Source organism: Alkalihalobacillus sp. R86527 (assembly GCF_042466185.1).
GTDB lineage: Bacteria > Bacillota > Bacilli > Bacillales > Guptibacillaceae > Guptibacillus.
In genome coordinates, this window is sequence record NZ_JAXHBW010000001.1 from 3,790,078 (window position 1) to 3,808,241 (window position 18,164).

The window sequence follows — 18,164 nt, forward strand, 5'->3', positions numbered from 1 at the left end:
AAACGTTTGATTAACTTAAGGGACTTGTTTATCGATCATATCAAAGCTTGGAATTAATTCAGAAAGAGGTACGATCGTAGCATCTGATTGGTAAATAGGAATGTATTCATTGAGTACTTGAACCATCTTCTTTCCTGCTATCCCGACATGCCCAATAGCGATATGGTTTTCGTCATCATCAAGAAGCCTTTCAAGTTCTCTTGCTTTCTTATTCATATGGCTTATTGTGTAAATATCATCGAAAAACAGTTCATTTTCCAAATAAGGGACACCTATTTCATTCGCTAGCTTTGGAATAACGCTTTTATCTGTCGTTTTGCTATCGAAATAATACAATCCTCTTTCTCTACATATGTTCAAAACGATTCTCATGATGCGCTCATCAGCTGTTACTTTTGAACCCATATGGTGATTCATACCAACCGCATAAGGGACGTCGTCAATCGCGCTTGAAATTCTTTTTCTTATTTCTTTATCACTAAGGTCTGTTGTAATTGCACCCGGACCAAGCCAGCTTGCCTTTCCTCTTAGTGGTTCCATAGGGATATGTACAATAACTTCATGCCCCTGTTTATGAGCTGATTTAGCATCTTCTTTTGTAGTCGGAAGAAAAGGCATAATTGCAATGGTTAAAGGAACAGGAAGTTGGAGCATTTCCTCTGTACCACCCATGTTGTTCCCAAAATCATCGATTACGATTGCGAGCTCAGAATGGTGATTACTTTTCGCCACTGCATTTTCAACATGGGGTTGAGACCATAACGTATTCAGCATGATAGCCGTAAGAAACAAAACCTTCATCGAATTAACCTCCTTTTCATTAAAATTCCCACCTTGACCAAATTCATGAGTACAGGATTAACTCTATTAGTCCCAAGATGTTTTCTCGAAGGTTTTGAAGGGCATAGTAAAGATAGACTAGTGAATTCGTACGTAAAAGGAGAGAACAACATGGAAAAAAGATACATCCGAGAAACTCTTGTGGTAAAGACAAGCCACGTATTCCCTGAAGCTACAAACAATCACAACACTCTATTTGGTGGCCAATTGATGCGCGATATTGATGACCTTGCGTCAATCGCTGCGATGAGGTTATGTCGGAGTGAAGTCGTAACAGCGTCAACAGACTCTGTCGACTTCCTACACCCGATCACACCAGATGACTCAGTTTGCCTTGAGGCTTATGTTTCTTATACAGGAAAATCATCAATGGAAGTTTTCGTCAAAGTAATAGCGGAGCATCTATTAACAGGGGAAAGGAAAATTGCTGCAACAGCATTTCTCACTTTCGTCGCACTAGATGAAAACAAAAAGCCATTATCCGTTCCACAAATCATCCCTGAAACGGAAGAAGAAAAGAACCTTCATAATACCGCCCCTGCCCGCGCTGAAAAAAGACGAGAACATCGCCAGGCAAGTAAAGAGTTAGCAGGGCTCTTAACAACAAAACGACCATGGGAATAAAAAAATCGACGTCCTAGAAGGACGTCGATTTTTGTTAGAAACTGATAACATCGTAACCGATCAATAGTACGATCAGAAGCAAAACTGCGAATGCGATCCAATGTGTTTTGGTTGACTCAGATCTTTTTCTTCTACCTACGATCATTTCCATCACTCCAATTAGAGCGATTGCTATAATACCTTTGAAAATATAAAGAAGTGGAAATGACCCCATTGTAAATTGAAGAACGATCATACCTGCTCCAGAAATAATCATAATTAAATAAAAGAGCCTTTGAATCATTAGAGAAATGTTCTGCTTGTAAGCAAAAAAGCTAACGAATAATAAGAGCACAAGAACTGCCCATGAGCCTGCGTGAGACTGATAAAAAATATTATACATGTATGTTCCCCTTCCCATCCTTTATGGATATGACATAAGTGTCATATCCTAATAGTAGAATTCTATTTCCATCGACACAAGCCCTATTATAAAAAGATAACAAATTTATCATATCTTCTTCATTTAAAACCCCCTGACTGCGGGTCAGGGGGTTACATATTATGAATGCTGTGGCTCTGGATGTTGTACATCGTTAACTTGTTTTTCTTTCTTCTCCCAAAGGATTGTCAAACTAATTAATGTTACAAGGATTGTAGCGCCCATATCTGATAAAATTGCGATCCAAAGAGTAAGGAGACCTGGAATCGTTAGAAGCAACGCAATGAGCTTTAAGCCAAGAGCTAGAGCGATATTAAGACGAATGGTGCGGTTCACCCGCTTTGCAATCGAGATCGCATCAGGTAACTTACCAAGATGATCTTGCATCAACACAATATCTGCTGTTTCGATTGCACTATCTGTTCCTTTTCCCATCGCAATTCCTAGATTAGCTGTAGCAAGAGCAGGGGCATCATTGATGCCATCACCAATCATCGCTACCTTTCCTTCTTTCGTAAGTTCCTTAACTTTCTCTACTTTTTCTTCAGGCATTAGCCCTGCAAAGTAGGAACGCACTCCTACTCGCTTCGATACCTTTTCAGCAGTTTTTTGATGGTCACCCGTTAACATCACCGTATTTTTTATTCCAGAGGAATGTAGCGCACTCATAACCGATTCACTTTCTTCTCTAATTTCATCGGAAATTCCAAAGACACCAAGAATTTTCGTGTCATCTGCCACTAAAACGAGCGTTAATCCCTCTTCCTTCATGGAAGCAATCGTTGAGTGAACGCCCTCCTCTATCTGGATGCCCTTTACACTATTCTCATTACCAACTCTGTATCGTTTGCCATCGATTGTGGCCTCGATCCCTTGTCCAGCAATGGTTTCGAGCTTCTCTGCTTCGAGTTCACGGTATGGAAACTCGCTCACTTTATCCATTATGGCTTTAGCTAAAGGATGTGATGAATGCTTTTCAACAGCTGCAGCAACCGTTAAGAACGTTTCGTGATCGAAGGTCTCATATTTTTCTACATAGGGTTTCCCTTTAGTTAGTGTCCCCGTTTTATCAAATGCTAGCGTATCAATCATTCCTAGCTGTTCTAAATAGACTGAGCCTTTAATGAGAATGCCATTCCGAGCATTTCTCGTTATACCTGCTATGTTGGCGATAGGAGAGGAAAGGATCAAGGCACATGGACAACCTACAATTAACACGGCTAATCCTTGATAAAACCACTCACCGAAATCAGCATTGAAGAACACTGGTGGAACAATCATCACGAGCGCTGAAATCGCCATAATGATCGGGGTGTAATACCGAGAGAAACGGTTGATAAACTGTTCCGTCGGCGTCTTCGTTTCCTGTGCCTCTTCAACAAGGTGAAGAATCTTTGCAAGGGAAGAATCTTTATAGGCCTTTGTAATTCTAATTCGTAGCACACCTTCATTGTTGATGCTTCCACCAAACACATCTTCTCCTACCGCTTTTTCTACTGGCATCGCTTCTCCTGTTATCGCAGCTTCATTGACAGAACTATTCCCAGATTCAATCACACCATCTGAAGGAAGTTTGTCCCCAGATCGAACGAGTACCAAATCATTCACCTGCAAACTAGAAATTGGTATCGTTTGCTCCTCGCCATTTCGAATGATGACTGCTTCTTTTGGTGCGATTTGCAGTAGCGAAGCCATCGATTTTCTAGCTTTTTGCATACCTAAACCTTCTAAGTATTCGTTTAGCCCAAACAGAATAGCTACGAGAGTACCTTCTCGCCATTCTCCAATTGCGACTGCCCCGATGAGCGCGATCGTCATCAATGTTTCTATATTGAATTTCAAACGCACTAGATTTTTGAGTCCTTTAATGAATGTTTGATAACCACTTAAAATAATTGCAGTAAGATAAATTGGTATCGCCGTAACACTTGTCATGCCATCTACAAGGAGTGCAAGAATGAATACACCCGTAGCAATTCCGAGATACATTTTGATATTAGAAGAATGTGAATGAAGTTCATGCTCGTCTTCATCATCACTCTTCACTAGTGAAGCATGATCAGATGATAGGATTTTTTCTACTTTATTGAGATCAACTTTCTCATCAAGCTGGATCTTTCCAGAATTGTATTGAATTTGAGCTGTCTCACCATTGTCTAACTTTTGAATTTGCTGCTCCAAATCAGCAGCACAATTGGGGCATGATAAGCCCTTTAAGCGATATTCTTTCATCTCGCTATACACTCCTTTATTAGGAACCTCACAACATTATATTCAGTATATGAGCATGTGTTCATATATTATATAGTTGATTCTACTGAACATTCTACAATATGTCAAAACAATTTATGAACCATTTTGATATACATAATTATTATAAGTATGCCCATGGTTGTGTATAACAACAACGTTCGGTTAAGAACACGGCCTTTCACTTTTAAAATGATTTCAAACCATGCAACATAAGAGAGTGAGCCAATCGCGATACCTGTAAGAATGCCATTAAATGTGTACGAAGGAGCAAAGTTTGAACCGAAGCTCGCTGATAATACGAGCACGAGCGAAATCAAACTAGCTGCCAATATAGAATACCAACTCTTTAGACCTGTAATACTCGTAAATAAAACTAATGCTACTCCTTCAGGTATATGATGGATAAAGAGAGCTAAAAGTAACACCGAGCTGAATTCATCTCCACTCCCATTGATTCCAATTGCAATCCCAACTGGAATGCTATGAGCAAGTAGCGCCAGAACAAATGCAAGTAGAGGCACATATTTATTATGTACAATATGGTTGTGAAATTTAGATTCAATAAGAACGAATAATAGGAAAGAAAACGATGCTCCTAAAAGAATCGCAATACTATCAAATGAATGTAGACTTTCTGGAATTAATTCAAATCCAATAACACCGATCAGCATACCACCACACAGCAAATAAAGTTCTTCCATTCGATGGGAATAAAACCCATATGCGCCCCTACCAGCAGCCGCTCCAATAAGTAAACCACTTATCCCAACAAGAAATAGATTCGATAATAAGGAAAACACAGTTCTCCCTCCTTTTTAGGGACCAAGACCCCGTCCACTAAAATATATGAGAGAAATAAAAAAACAGAAGAAAGGTTATCCCCCTTCTTCCTTTACATTAGGTCCTGATTATCTTCTCTCAATTGGCAACGTCATACAGCGGATGCCTCCGCCACCTTTCTCAAGTTCATCAACATCTACTTCAACTAACTTCTTCTTCTTTAGCTTTGGATGACTTTTGAAAATTTTCTTATTTGCTTTTGTACTGATCAATAGGGTTTCAGGATTAAGATTTAAGAAATTGATATCTGCTACTGTGTGGGTAATCTCATCTGTCCAGACTACTTCATATCCATGTCGATTCAAGAAAGCTTCCATCATCATGTATTTCGAAGCTCCTTGCATCATAATTTTCACTGGGAAAAACCTCATATAACTTTTAGCCAGAAAGACACCTTCTCCCACAGCATTGCAGTTCATATCCATGTGAAGTGTGTCTGCTCTTCTTGGTAGGTCAATGACGCCTATTTCCGAAAAACCTGCATGAAATACTTGTTCTTTAATTGCTTCAATGCTATCGATGCTTGTCCGGACGCCAGAATTAATAAAGACGGCATCCTTATTCAATACCATCACATCGCCAAACTCTAATGCTTTGGACTGATTATTATCTTTAATCGAAAACGTTTTTTCATCAAACCAATCTTTAAAGAGCAAATGCGACGTAACATACTCAGGTCTTCTCATCGTCGTACCTGCCTCACCTGGAACAATGCAACTTCCAAATACGCAAGCTAGGTCTCGCACAAACACACGATTGATTAGCTGCCTATGTAAGACTAAATCCTCCGCCGAAAGGTATGTATCATAGTTCACCACATTAACTCCCGCGTCCTTCAATCCATTTACCATATGTTCATGATTCTCAATTGCCTTCTTATGATTAACAGGAGCTTCCCACTGAACATAGGAGGCAATTTTCTTATCAGGAACGTCCAACAACGAAGGAGAACAAACAACAACACTCTTTAACTCACTATATTCATTCCAACAATTAGGATGTAGATTCATATTGAAGCATACCCCTTTTAACCGATTTATCCTATTACTATCTCCTTTTCGAATCAAAACATTCCTCTATCCAAAAGGACACATATTCCTCCATGATCCTTCCCAAACTATGCATAACAACAAACGGGGAGTCATGCGAATGAGGAAACAAACGCAATCTGAAAACCTTTTATGGTGGCAACTATCTTTGATAGGTGTGGGATGTATTATCGGAACAGGGTATTTCCTTGGGTCTAGTATTGCGATTCAAAAGGCCGGTAACGCCGCCTTGATCGCTTATGCATTAGCTGGACTCGGTACGTGGTTTGTCTTTAAAGCACTTGCAAAATTAACAGCTCACCAGCCTGTCAAAGGTTCTTTCAGAACGTATGCAAAGCACGCGTTCGGTGAATGGGCAGGATTTAGTAACGGTTGGGTATACTGGTCATCTGAAATGCTTATCATGGGGAGTCAATTGACTGCCCTGTCTATATTTACTCAGTATTGGTTCCCGAACACTCCGTTATGGATATTTGCAACAGTTTTTGCGATCCTTGGACTCTCCATTATCCTCATGGGTGTTCATAAAGTCGAGCAGATGGAAAACGTGTTTGGAATCATGAAAGTAGCAGCTATCGTCATGTTTTTAATGATTGCGATAGCTGCTATTACAGGATTGATTAATCCACTTGAACCGTCAAAAAGCATCTCTTCTCCACTATCAAACCTTTTCCCAAACAGTGGCATAGGTTTATGGACTGCACTTCTCTATGCGTTCTATGCATTTGGTGGGATTGAAATTATGGGTCTTATGGCGGAACACCTAAACAACCCGAAGGATGCCCAAAAATCCGGGAATATTATGCTATTCGTCTTAACTTCCCTCTACTTGCTATCTTTCTATTTTGTATTAAAATTGAATTCACCTTTAAACATTACTCCTGATGAAAGTCCTTTTCTAACAGTACTGATTGCGTATAAGCTTCCAGTATTCGTACCACATATCTTTAATAGCATCCTTATCGTGGCCGGATTTTCAACAATGGTCGCTTCCCTTTATGCAGTTACAACCATGCTATTAACTTTGGCCGAAGAGGGAGACGCACCAAAGCTCTTTGCTCAAAAAAGAGAGAATAAAGTCCCGCTCCCAGCTTTCGGACTTACGACTCTCGTTGTCGTCATTTCAATTATCATTGCATTGCTACTACCAGGAAAAATCTTCGAATACATCACCACTGCAGCCGGACTTATGTTGCTATACAACTGGATTTTCATCCTGCTATCGTATCGCAAACTAATGGAACATACACTAAAGAGTCATATTGGGATATGGATTGCCTTCACACTAATTTTCTTCGCTGTAACAGGCACATTATTCGATAAAATAAGCAGGCCCGGATTCTTTGTAAGCTTAGGCTTTATTGTACTCATTGCCCTGGCTACTGTCATAAAGCTAAAAAGAAAACATTAAGGATGAAAGTTCTTCAACTTATTTTTCATTGCCATGAATGGACATTTGGAACTAGTGGTATCTTCTTCATCCAGAAAATACTGCTTCCATTCATAGTTATCCTGTTCTCCATACCACTTCAAAGCAGTATGGGGTTTGATTCCATCATAGTTAACAAGTCTGTTCCGAATAACCTTCTTCAACTTTTGTCCAAGTGATGTCGTAGCATTGATTTCATCAAATACCCACCTCGGCTGAAAAGCTAACATAAAGTAAGGAAAACTACGACTTTTTCGTAAGCGGTGTGCTGGTGTGGCACAAAAACAAAAATAGGGCTCACCATCGAAACAAAATTCCCAAGCCTGGTTATCAGGGTCTGTCGGAATCTCTTCAGGCCATTCCGCTTCATCTCGTTGATGAACTTTGTTTAATAACGTCCAAAACATGTCCTGATACTCCTCGATGCTTTTAACATCATGCCCCTCGAAGAACACGACCAAAGAAGCATACTTTCCTGTGTTTCGAGAAACCTCTCCATATTCTTTTAATAAAGTAGCGAGTTGCTCATAAGACTTCTCTTCTAAAGGAGAAGCCGCAAATCCAAACCGAAGTGAATCATCTAAAAAACCCATCTTTCCCGGCACACATGGATAAGGATGGGATTCGCTACACATCATATTTGAAAACTGTTGATAGGCACACTTCTTCCAGTCCTCCAACTCTTCGCTATGTTGATCAATCATACTCTTTGTATATAAAATCATCTTCTTCCCTCCCAAAAGCTACACACGGTATCTTATTGAGAGAAGTAAAATTAGGTGTCTGTCTAACTTAGGAGCATAATCATTGCTTGCTTTCCGAAATAAAGACCAAATGCAATAAGAATGACGCCTGAAAGGATTGAAACAATTCGAAGCACTGGTGGTCTTACAAACCTCCTAGCCCCTGAAGCCACACTTGCCATTGTTAAATCCCATATCGTAATTCCAATAAATATTCCTGTACTAGAGATCAATAAATGGTAAGTGCCATTTGTACTCTGAGCAAGAATGGATCCGTAAATTCCCAACCAAAATAAGATATTTAGCGGATTCGAAATCGCCATGAAGAATCCAGTACGGAATGACTTACTTTTTGCTTCATTACGCGATACCCCGCTATCGCTTTGATTGGAATTCGACTTTACGATACTTTCCACACCGGTATAACTCAAAACAAAGAATCCAAACAACCAGAGAAATGTTTTCATAAACGGTGAATCCACAATATGCCCGATTCCTACATAGATCAACAACATTAAGATCCCATCAGCGACCATCGCACCGATCCCCACAAACCACGCATTCAAAAAACCATATCGGATCCCTTTATCAACCTGTGCCGCATTAATAGGACCTATAGGTGCAGAGAGCGATAACCCTAACAAAATATAACTAAAATAAATGCTCATCTCATTTCCCCCTCTTCCATAACATCCTATTCAAGCATGTCCTTTAGTATTAAAGGGAAACGCGAATATCAATAAAAAAACGCCCGTTACAAAAGTAACGGACGCTTACACTTATTCTACAGTTACAGACTTAGCAAGGTTCCTTGGCTTATCAACATCACATTCTCGGTGAAGTGCTGCATAGTAAGCAAGTAATTGTAATGGAACAACAGAAACGAGTGGAGTTAAATGCTCATGTACTTCATCAAGTACAATTGAGTCATTTTCTTCTTCAAGACTCTTCGTTGTAACAATACATGGTGACGCTCCACGAGCGACAACTTCTTCAACGTTAGAACGGATACTGCCGTTCACGTGTTTTTGTGTTGCAATTGCAATAACTGGTGTTCCTTTCTCAATCAGTGCAATCGTACCATGTTTAAGCTCTCCTCCAGCAAATCCTTCTGCCTGGATATAAGAGATTTCTTTCAGTTTAAGCGCAGCTTCTAGACATACATAGTAATCTACACCACGGCCGATGAAGAATGCATTACGTGTAACAGAAAGGAATTCACGAGCGACCGCTTCAATCTTTTCTTTCTGATCTACGATGGATTCAATAGCATTCGCTACGATTCCTAATTCCTGAAGAGGATCAAAATCAAGCTTAATTCCTTTTGCCTGTGCTGTATCAACCGCAAGAATTGTTAATACTGCCATTTGGGCAGTATAAGCTTTCGTTGATGCTACAGCGATCTCAGGACCAGCATGTGTATGAAGTGTGTAATCCGCTTCACGTGAAAGTGTTGAACCTGGTACATTCGTAATCGTTAATGACTTGAAGCCTTTTTTCTTCACGTTAACGAGTACGCCACGACTATCTGCTGTTTCACCACTCTGTGAAATAAAGATAAATAGTGGATTTTCGGAAACAAGTGGCATATTGTAAAGGAATTCACTTGCAATATGCGTCTCAACTGGAACTTGAGCAATGTTTTCAATAAGTTGCTTCCCTACAAGTCCTGCATTGTAGCTTGTTCCGCAAGCAATGATATAAATGCGATCCGATCCTTTAACAGCGTTTCGAATGTCTTCATCTAATTTGATGTTATCATTTTCATCTTTATACTTGGTAATAATGTTACGAATTGCAAACGGCTGCTCATCGATTTCTTTAAGCATATAGTGAGGGTACGTCCCCTTCTCAATATCGCTAGCATCGATTTCAGCAGTAAATGGCTCACGCTCAACCGTTTTGCCATTCATATCTTTAATTGTGATAGAATCACGCTTTACAAGAACGACTTCTTCATCCATCAATTCGATGAATTCATTCGTTACTTGTAGCATTGCCATTGAGTCACTAGCAATAACGTTAAATTCGTCACCTACTCCTACTAGAAGCGGGCTTTTGTTCTTTGCAACAAAAAGTGTTTCAGGGTTTTCATTATCGATTAATGCGAGTGCGTAAGAACCGTGAAGTTCTTGTAACACTTGATGAAATGCCTCTTCTACTTGCATGTTGTTTTTTTCTACAAATTTCTCAATAAGCTGTACAACGATTTCAGTGTCAGTCGCACTGACGAATTCAGTCTCGGATAAGAAGTTGCGTTTGATTTGTTGATAGTTCTCAATAACACCGTTATGAACAAGCGTAAATCGTTTTGATGCACTTTGATGCGGGTGTGCGTTTATTTGACTTGGTTCACCGTGTGTTGCCCAACGTGTATGTCCAATTCCAGTTGTCGCTTCTACCTCATAATCAACTTCTTTACGAAGATCAGCTATACGTCCCTTTTCTTTCGTAAGGTGTAAGCCTTCGTTATTAAGAAGAGCGATACCAGCAGAGTCGTACCCACGATACTCAAGTTTCTCTAGCCCACGCAACAAAATTTCTCTAGCATCTTTATTTCCAATATATCCAACAATACCACACATAAAAAAAGTCCTCCTTCAATTGAAGGAACAGGTGTACCACGGGGCAGACCTGCCCCTTCTTTTCCGATTATCAATTTAACGTTCTTCACCATGGTTTTGGTTTTGTACAGAAAGTCACCTTTCTGTTTTAACTCAAAACCGTTCGATTGTGGTGAGCAATCGAGAGGTATCCGCCGATGTTCGATGAACCTCTTCCTCGTCAACTGTTCTCTACCGATCGAGAGCAGTCCAGGCGCTTATCTTAATAATAAACCCGCTTCCCTCACTTTCCCTTTTTGAATAGGATCAAACATAACTACAATAATACAATAGATGTAAAATAATGGTCAATCCTTTTTTTCAAAAAATGAAAACTGGTTCCGTCCGATTTACTAATAGTTTTTATTTAAATAATAAAAGGTATGCATCAGTAGCTCATTGTGTGCTACATATGCATACCTTTCGTACTAAATATTGTTTTGTGTGGATTATGCTCCTAGTTCTTCTTCAACCATTGACACTACACGTTGTACGTACTCATCACATAGTTGTTTTGTTGGGGCTTCAGCCATAACGCGTACAAGTGGTTCAGTTCCAGATGGACGTACAAGGATACGTCCTTCTCCATTCATATCGCTTTCAACTTTCTGGATGGTTTCCTGAATACGCTCATTTGAATCAACTTTTGTCTTATCAGTCACACGAACATTCACAAGCGATTGCGGGTATTTCTTCATTTCAGCTGCAAGCTCTGACAATGGCTTCTGAGTGACTTTCATAATATTAGCTAACTTAAGTGCGGATAGCATGCCGTCTCCTGTTGTGATGTAGTCTAGGAAAATGATATGCCCTGACTGTTCACCACCAAGGTTATATCCTTCTTTACGCATTTCTTCCATCACGTAACGATCGCCAACTTTAGTTTTTAAAGATGTGATCCCTGCTTCTTCCATCCCTTTATGGAAACCAAGGTTACTCATAACAGTTGAAACCACGGTATCATGACGAAGGTTCTTTTGCTCTTTCATGAACTTCGCGCAAATAAACATAATCTGATCGCCATCAACGATATCTCCGTTCTCATCAATTGCGATAAGGCGATCACCATCTCCATCAAATGCCAACCCTAAATCAGCATTTTTGCCCTTCATAAACTCAGCGAGAGCTTCTGGATGCGTGGATCCTACACCCGCATTAATGTTCGTGCCTGTAGGGTTCGTGCCGATAGTAGAGATGTCAGCTTCTAGATCAGCAAACAAGTGAGGTGCTAGTGAAGACGTTGCACCATGTGCGCAATCTAGCGCTATATGAAGTCCTGAGAAGTCTTCATCAATTGTTTGTTTCAGGTATTGTAGGTACTTCTGACATCCTTCAAAATAATCGCTAACTATTCCAAGACCTTCACCTGTGGGACGTGGAACCGTATCTTCATCACTATCGATAAGAGCTTCGATTTCGTCTTCTTGAACATCTAATAGTTTAAAACCATCTGGTCCAAAAAACTTTATCCCGTTGTCACCTACCGGGTTGTGAGATGCAGAAATCATAACCCCCGCCTGAGCACTAAGAGCTTTTGTTAAATGAGCGACACCTGGCGTGGAGATCACACCTAATCGCATAACTTCAGCTCCGATTGATAACAATCCTGCTACAAGTGCGCCTTCAAGCATATAACCTGAAATACGAGTATCTCTCCCAATCAAAATCTTCGGCTTTTCAGCACCTTTTGTTAATACATGCCCACCAAAACGTCCTAATTTAAACGCAAGCTCAGGTGTTAATTCAGTATTTGCGACACCTCTAACACCGTCGGTCCCAAAATATTTACCCATCGTAATTTCTCTCCTTTGTATCGCACAGTTCAGTTATGATTCCTCTAATTTATGTTCTAAGAGTAACTCTTTTCGATGAACCGGCTCTAAACGAGTCCGGTTCAACCGTATTGAGAGTATCCTTTCAACTTGAAAAGGTTCAACATTCGATTTACCTTAAAAGCCACATCAGTTAATTCAGCTTTGTAACGGTTGCAGTAAGACCATCCGAACGACCTGAAACTTTTATGGGTATATCATTGAATGCTATTTATTACTCATCACTCACAGTAATTTTAACCTTTATCTTTTGTGGATCTACTTTCGACATTCCATCAGGTGCAGGAACATTTAGTTCTAACGTTGTATCTTTCGTGATCTTCGAAAGATCGATCGAAGCGCCATCTATCGCTTCTAACTTCTCAAGTTCTTCCAAAGGACCAAACACAGCCACTTCTTTTGGTTCAACAGTTATTGATGAAATACTAATTCCTTCAGGAAGTTCGCCTTTTTGCTCAAGCTCAACCGGCACCTTCTTAGATGGGTTGTTAATCGGCACTTTTACATCGACTATAGCTGGTTCGATTGTTAGTCCTTGGATCTCATCCATATTACCATCGTACACATTCAGTGTAACGCGGGCATTAACGGCTTCCTTGGCATTACTAACATCGACATACCCTCTAACAAAAGCCACTTGCTCAAGCTTTGAAGCTCCTCCTGTAACAGTTACTGCCTCAGGAGTAACAATTGGATTCTCAGCCTGATAGCCTTCAGGGAGATCATCAGCTTTCAATAAGTTAATACCAGCCTGGTATGTATTCGATTTTTTCTCTTCTATCGTCACCGATACTCTTGCTGGATCGATTGTAACATCGACGTTCTCAGGAAAGTCACGATGTTTAACCGTAACAAGATGTTGTCCTGGAGTTAAATTACGTAAATCTACGTAAACCTCTTTGTTGGTCATCCTAGAGATCATCACACCATCAGTTCGACCTTCAACAATGACATCCACCGTTTCTGGCAATTCAGAAACCACAACTTCCTCCTCGTCATAAAGCACCTGTAGCTTCATATCAGAGATTGGATAAGAATCCCCTTCAGGATTGAGCAACCCATCTCCACCTGATGTTGAAGCGTCAGGCATAGCTACAATGGTATAGAGCATAAGAGCGAGAAGAAACGAGATAATTTTGACAAACCAATTACTTGTTAGCAACTTGTCCATTATTTTTTCCCCCTCCAACTACTCCAACGATTGGAAGTTTCGTTCTTTGTAACAGCGGAGTTTAGTTCCGCAGTAAGAAGGTCACGAAGAACCTCTTCTGATACATTTCGATGAAGCTCACCATTTTTAGCGAGTGAAATGCTACCAGTTTCTTCTGAGACTACGAGGGTTAAGCTATCTGTTACTTCACTTATTCCTAATGCTGCCCTATGTCTCGTCCCAAGCTCTTTCGAAATGAAAGGACTTTCGGACAAAGGTAGATAGCATGCAGCTGCAAGAATTTCGTCTTTTTTCAATATAACAGCACCATCATGTAAAGGAGTGTTAGGAATAAAGATATTAATGAGAAGTTCAGAAGTTAATTTGGCATTCATCTGAATACCCGTTTCAACATAATCATTTAACCCGGTTTCTCGCTCAATGGAAATTAGTGCACCAATCCGTCTTTTTCCCATATAAGAAGTAGATTTAATAATCGCTTCAATCATTTTGTTCGTTTCTTCTTCTTCTACTGCAGAACGAGTGAATAGTCGACCTCGTCCTAATTGTTCCAAGGCTCTTCTAAGCTCTGGCTGGAATATGATGATAATGGCAAGCAAACCGTAAAGTACCACTCGCTCTAAAATCCAGTGAAGGGTATTTAGTTCAAAGAAGCTACTCAAAAACCACGCCGCAATAATAACGGTGATTCCTTTGAGAAGCTGAACAGCCTTCGTTCCTCGAATCAACATGATAATTTTATATATCACATAGGTTACTAGCAAAATATCTATAATTTCTGTTATGTAGTCAAGCACATTTACATTAGCAACAGGCAGCACGGCTCTTCCTCCAAACATAGTGAATTTAGCCTGTGGTTCCTAACCGTTACACTTTCAAAAACTTTGGTAACTTTTTAATTATATCATATTTTTAGTATGTTCAAAGTCACTCGCATTTCCTCTTCCTAACCATTTAACCACAAAAAACCGCTCTGTTAAGAGCGGTTTAAAGGAAGATTACTTATCTGATGAAAAAATGTCTCCAATATCGAGAAATGCTTTTCTTAAATGATACCAGGTCCAGTCAAGAATATGATCGACCTCTTCAATTTCTCCTGTTACTTGACCAGCAGAAGCCATATATTGCTCTCCGTTAATAACGAGAACATCACCCTCAACTTTACCTTCAATTTCGAGATTGCGGTTCTTAACCGTTAAATCACCTTTTATTACTTCACCTTCTGGCACAATCACCGTATTTGTTTCCTGATTAAATGTCAGGTTACCAGATAATGCAGTCATCTGATCTTCGCTCGTCCATGATGAATATACAGAACCTGCCATTAATACTAGAAAAAGAACGGCCGCTGTCATTAACGGGTGAGATTTCATCCATCTTTTCACCCATACAGTCTTCTTTTCTTGCGGAAGCTGATGCATTACCTTTGATGTAAAACCATCGGGTGCCTTAAGAGAAGGCGAGCTGAGGAGAAATGATTCTGTTCTCTTAAGTTCTTCGTAATGTTGCTTACAATCAGCACATGTTTTCAAGTGGTTTTGTACAGTAACCTGTTCTTCCTTCGTAGCCTCTTCATCCAGTACATCATGCATCATTCGTTCTATTTCTTTAGGGCATTTCATAGTTTCTCCCCCTTTCTCATCACTCACGTAGCTTCTTTCTAAGGGCTTCTCTCCCCCGATGTATACGGGTTTTCACTGTGCCTACTGGTAAGTCAAGTATCTCACTAATTTCTTTTAGCGAAAGTTCTTGAATATACTTAAGCGTTATTGCAGAACGATACTTAGATGGAAGGCTTAATATCGCTTGATGAATACCCTCTTGTGCTTCTAGGGAAACAACTTCATCATCAGGCAATTGATCGGTAGCTGCTACTTGTGAATACATCGTTAGACCATCAGTGCCCGAAACTTCAGCATCAAGGTAATAATCCGGCTTTTTCTTTCTCATTCGGTCAATCGCTAAATTGGTCGCAATACGATATAACCATGTTGAGAACTTACGATCGATTTGGTAGCGATCTATGTTCGTATAAGCTCGAATAAATGCCTCCTGAGCCACGTCTTCGGCTTCTTGACGGTTACCTAGCATTCTGAAGGTAAGAGCAAACACACGATCCTTATAGAGCTCCACAAGCTCACCAAAAGCATTGTGATCCCCTTTTCTTACTTGTAATATTATTCTTTTTACAATGGCGTCCATATATTCAACCCCCGCTATTCCCTGCGGATATTATTCAATACGTTCCAGGAAAAATAAAGTTTCGTTTTTTTTATAATTTTTTTATCCTCCCCTATTTTAGCATGAGTAATCTCTATAAATAACCAAAATACATATATTTCTAAAAAAGAGGTTTTTTATTGATTTAAAAAGGGTATACAGTGGAAAATGAATGAAAGGGATGGTCTGCAAATGGATTTTCCAAAGGGGCGGGAGAAAGAAGTTTTACTGAAGGAAATTGAAGCTTCTCGAAAAAAAATGAACCTCTTAGCAAAAAAGCAGCCATTAAGTTCTTCTGAATTAGTAGAAATCAGCACTTATCTTGATAATTTATTAAACCAATATGATGAATGTAAAAAAGAAAAAACAGCGGCTCTCTAAACTTCTTAGAGAGCCGTTAATCATGTTATTTCAACTTTTCACCGAATAAAGATCCCATTAAAGCAACTGCAACAGTAGCTGTTTTATTCTTCTCATCCAAAATAGGATTCACCTCAACGAATTCAGCAGAGGTAAGAATATCAGACTCTGCAAGCATCTCCATCGCAAGGTGACTCTCACGATAACTGATCCCTCCAAGAACAGGAGTACCGACTCCTGGTGCGTCGTGCGGATCTAATCCATCTAAATCAAGACTTAGATGTACACCATCAGTTCCATTCGAAACGTGAGCAATCGCTTCCTCCATCACTTTCGTCATACCTAAGCGATCAATTTCATGCATAGTAAAGACTTTGATTCCTTTTTCCTCGATAAGTACTCGCTCCCCTTCATCAAGTGAACGGGCACCGATAATAACAATATTCTCAGGTTTAATCTTTGGACTAAAACCAGCGATTCCAGTTAGAGACTCATCACCAATACCAAGACTGACGGCAAGAGGCATTCCATGGATATTACCAGAAGGTGATGTATCCGATGTGTTTAAATCACCGTGAGCATCATACCAGATAACGCCAAGATTATTATAGCTTTGAGATACTCCTGCAAGCGTTCCGATAGCAATGCTGTGATCCCCACCGAATACGAGGGGAAAACGCTTACGTTCAATCACTTCATTTACTCTCGAAGCCAATTTTTCACTAGCATCAGCTACTTCTTTTAAATTCTTGAGTTGATGGTCTTGATTCTCTGGGCGTTGTTCAGGTCTACCAATTTCAATATCTCCAAGATCTTCAATATTATAATTCAGTTTCTCTAAACGTTCTACAATTCCAGCGTATCTTATAGCGCTTGGCCCCATATCGACTCCACGTCTCATCTGACCTAAATCCATTGGAACTCCAATAATTGATAATTGACTATTCATTTATAGTCCTCCTAGTGTTATGTCTACCTCTATTGTAACCATTCGCTTTTTAATGACTCAACCGGACACTTTTTTGAATAAGTATTCATACTCAGACTCATTTTTTAGGAATTTTCGGATATTTATTAATGAAAGAGAACGAGATAAAATAAAACGCGTTTTGTATGTAGACTTTTTTAGACATAAAAAAAACCCTATAACTTTGTATAAGGAAAATGGTGGAGCCTAGCGGGATCGAACCGCTGACCTCCTGCGTGCAAGGCAGGCGCTCTCCCAGCTGAGCTAAGGCCCCATTATGGAGCGGGTGATGGGGATCGAACCCACGACATCAGCTTGGAAGGCTGAGGTTTTACCACTAAACTACACCCGCAATATTCTATTGGAGCGGAAGACGGGATTCGAACCCGCGACCCCCACCTTGGCAAGGTGGTGTTCTACCACTGAACTACTTCCGCATAAATGGTGAGCCATGAAGGACTCGAACCTTCGACCCTCTGATTAAAAGTCAGATGCTCTACCAACTGAGCTAATGGCTCTAAATGGTGGAGGGGGACGGATTCGAACCGCCGAACCCTGAGGGAGCGGATTTACAGTCCGCCGCGTTTAGCCACTTCGCTACCCCTCCACAAATAGATGGTGCCGGCCAGAGGACTTGAACCCCCAACCTACTGATTACAAGTCAGTTGCTCTACCAATTGAGCTAGACCGGCGAAGTATATTTGATGCATATTCTCGTTCTTGTCTTTTGTTTTATGAACCTACAAACAAAAAACAGTGCACTCTTTTAGAGTACTCCTGAGCAAGTAATCATCAATATGATTAAAATATAA

General features: G+C 40.1%; 17 protein-coding genes and 6 tRNA genes. 3 read left to right on the forward strand and 20 right to left on the reverse strand.

Features of this window, described 5'->3' with window-relative positions; all coding sequences use genetic code 11:
- Positions 1 to 15: 15 nt before the first annotated feature.
- A complete protein-coding gene (locus SJY16_RS19890; RefSeq protein ID WP_377891957.1) occupies positions 16 to 801 on the reverse strand; it encodes a divergent polysaccharide deacetylase family protein in 786 nt (261 codons plus the stop codon).
- Between the two features lie 150 nt (positions 802 to 951).
- Here SJY16_RS19890 and SJY16_RS19895 point away from each other — a divergent pair, with 150 nt between their 5' ends.
- Positions 952 to 1,464, forward strand: a complete 513-nt coding sequence (locus SJY16_RS19895; protein ID WP_377891959.1) for an acyl-CoA thioesterase — start codon at positions 952 to 954, stop codon at positions 1,462 to 1,464.
- Positions 1,465 to 1,498: 34 nt separating this feature from the next.
- On the opposite strand, the gene SJY16_RS19900 is transcribed toward SJY16_RS19895, so the two are convergent.
- The 4 genes from SJY16_RS19900 to SJY16_RS19915 form a co-directional block, all read right to left on the reverse strand.
- Positions 1,499 to 1,846, reverse strand: coding sequence for a DUF1516 family protein (locus SJY16_RS19900; RefSeq protein ID WP_377891962.1), 348 nt, complete (start codon positions 1,844 to 1,846; stop codon positions 1,499 to 1,501).
- Positions 1,847 to 2,005: 159 nt separating this feature from the next.
- Entirely contained in the window at positions 2,006 to 4,117 is a 2,112-nt protein-coding gene (locus tag SJY16_RS19905; RefSeq protein ID WP_377891964.1) for a heavy metal translocating P-type ATPase, read from the reverse strand.
- A 104-nt stretch (positions 4,118 to 4,221) separates the two neighbouring features.
- Positions 4,222 to 4,938 (reverse strand): ZIP family metal transporter, encoded by a 717-nt coding sequence (locus SJY16_RS19910; RefSeq protein ID WP_377891965.1) that lies wholly within the window; start codon positions 4,936 to 4,938, stop codon positions 4,222 to 4,224.
- A gap of 108 nt (positions 4,939 to 5,046) precedes the next feature.
- Positions 5,047 to 5,988: an arginine deiminase family protein gene (locus SJY16_RS19915; protein ID WP_377891967.1), complete on the reverse strand. Its 942-nt coding sequence runs from the start codon at positions 5,986 to 5,988 to the stop codon at positions 5,047 to 5,049.
- A gap of 139 nt (positions 5,989 to 6,127) precedes the next feature.
- Between SJY16_RS19915 and SJY16_RS19920 the strand changes: the two genes are divergently transcribed.
- Entirely contained in the window at positions 6,128 to 7,438 is a 1,311-nt protein-coding gene (locus tag SJY16_RS19920; RefSeq protein ID WP_377891970.1) for an amino acid permease, read from the forward strand.
- Here SJY16_RS19920 and SJY16_RS19925 read toward each other — a convergent pair.
- From SJY16_RS19925 to sigW, 8 genes are all read right to left on the reverse strand, one after another.
- The gene (locus tag SJY16_RS19925) at positions 7,435 to 8,181 is read right to left on the reverse strand and encodes a YqcI/YcgG family protein (RefSeq protein WP_377891972.1); all 747 of its coding nucleotides are present in this window, start codon (positions 8,179 to 8,181) and stop codon (positions 7,435 to 7,437) included. The two genes, SJY16_RS19920 and SJY16_RS19925, sit on opposite strands and share 4 nt — an antisense overlap.
- A 62-nt stretch (positions 8,182 to 8,243) precedes the next feature.
- On the reverse strand, positions 8,244 to 8,867 hold the full coding sequence (locus SJY16_RS19930; RefSeq protein WP_377891973.1) for a LysE family transporter: 624 nt from the start codon (positions 8,865 to 8,867) through the stop codon (positions 8,244 to 8,246).
- Between the two features lie 111 nt (positions 8,868 to 8,978).
- The gene (gene glmS, locus SJY16_RS19935; RefSeq protein ID WP_377891975.1) at positions 8,979 to 10,784 is read right to left on the reverse strand and encodes a glutamine--fructose-6-phosphate transaminase (isomerizing); all 1,806 of its coding nucleotides are present in this window, start codon (positions 10,782 to 10,784) and stop codon (positions 8,979 to 8,981) included.
- A gap of 467 nt (positions 10,785 to 11,251) precedes the next feature.
- Positions 11,252 to 12,595 (reverse strand): phosphoglucosamine mutase, encoded by a 1,344-nt coding sequence (gene glmM / locus SJY16_RS19940; RefSeq protein WP_377891978.1) that lies wholly within the window; start codon positions 12,593 to 12,595, stop codon positions 11,252 to 11,254.
- Between the two features lie 253 nt (positions 12,596 to 12,848).
- A complete protein-coding gene (locus SJY16_RS19945; RefSeq protein WP_377891980.1) occupies positions 12,849 to 13,805 on the reverse strand; it encodes a CdaR family protein in 957 nt (318 codons plus the stop codon).
- On the reverse strand, positions 13,805 to 14,623 hold the full coding sequence (gene cdaA / locus SJY16_RS19950; protein ID WP_377892354.1) for a diadenylate cyclase CdaA: 819 nt from the start codon (positions 14,621 to 14,623) through the stop codon (positions 13,805 to 13,807). Before cdaA ends, SJY16_RS19945 begins: the two co-directional genes overlap by 1 nt.
- A 180-nt stretch (positions 14,624 to 14,803) precedes the next feature.
- A complete protein-coding gene (locus SJY16_RS19955; protein ID WP_377891983.1) occupies positions 14,804 to 15,427 on the reverse strand; it encodes a zf-HC2 domain-containing protein in 624 nt (207 codons plus the stop codon).
- A gap of 19 nt (positions 15,428 to 15,446) precedes the next feature.
- Entirely contained in the window at positions 15,447 to 16,007 is a 561-nt protein-coding gene (gene sigW, locus SJY16_RS19960; protein WP_377891986.1) for an RNA polymerase sigma factor SigW, read from the reverse strand.
- A 210-nt stretch (positions 16,008 to 16,217) separates the two neighbouring features.
- Here sigW and SJY16_RS19965 point away from each other — a divergent pair, with 210 nt between their 5' ends.
- On the forward strand, positions 16,218 to 16,406 hold the full coding sequence (locus SJY16_RS19965) for a Spo0E family sporulation regulatory protein-aspartic acid phosphatase (RefSeq protein ID WP_377891987.1): 189 nt from the start codon (positions 16,218 to 16,220) through the stop codon (positions 16,404 to 16,406).
- Positions 16,407 to 16,431: 25 nt separating this feature from the next.
- Here SJY16_RS19965 and rocF read toward each other — a convergent pair whose 3' ends face one another.
- The 7 genes from rocF to SJY16_RS20000 form a co-directional block, all read right to left on the reverse strand.
- The gene (gene rocF, locus SJY16_RS19970) at positions 16,432 to 17,334 is read right to left on the reverse strand and encodes an arginase (RefSeq protein WP_377891989.1); all 903 of its coding nucleotides are present in this window, start codon (positions 17,332 to 17,334) and stop codon (positions 16,432 to 16,434) included.
- 216 nt (positions 17,335 to 17,550) lie between these two features.
- Positions 17,551 to 17,626 (reverse strand) — tRNA-Ala (locus SJY16_RS19975).
- 4 nt (positions 17,627 to 17,630) lie between these two features.
- A tRNA-Gly gene (locus SJY16_RS19980) sits at positions 17,631 to 17,704 on the reverse strand.
- Between the two features lie 10 nt (positions 17,705 to 17,714).
- A tRNA-Gly gene (locus SJY16_RS19985) sits at positions 17,715 to 17,789 on the reverse strand.
- Between the two features lie 5 nt (positions 17,790 to 17,794).
- Positions 17,795 to 17,870 (reverse strand) — tRNA-Lys (locus SJY16_RS19990).
- Positions 17,871 to 17,874: 4 nt separating this feature from the next.
- Positions 17,875 to 17,959, reverse strand: a tRNA-Tyr gene (locus tag SJY16_RS19995).
- A 9-nt stretch (positions 17,960 to 17,968) separates the two neighbouring features.
- Positions 17,969 to 18,044, reverse strand: a tRNA-Thr gene (locus SJY16_RS20000).
- Positions 18,045 to 18,164 lie beyond the last annotated feature (120 nt).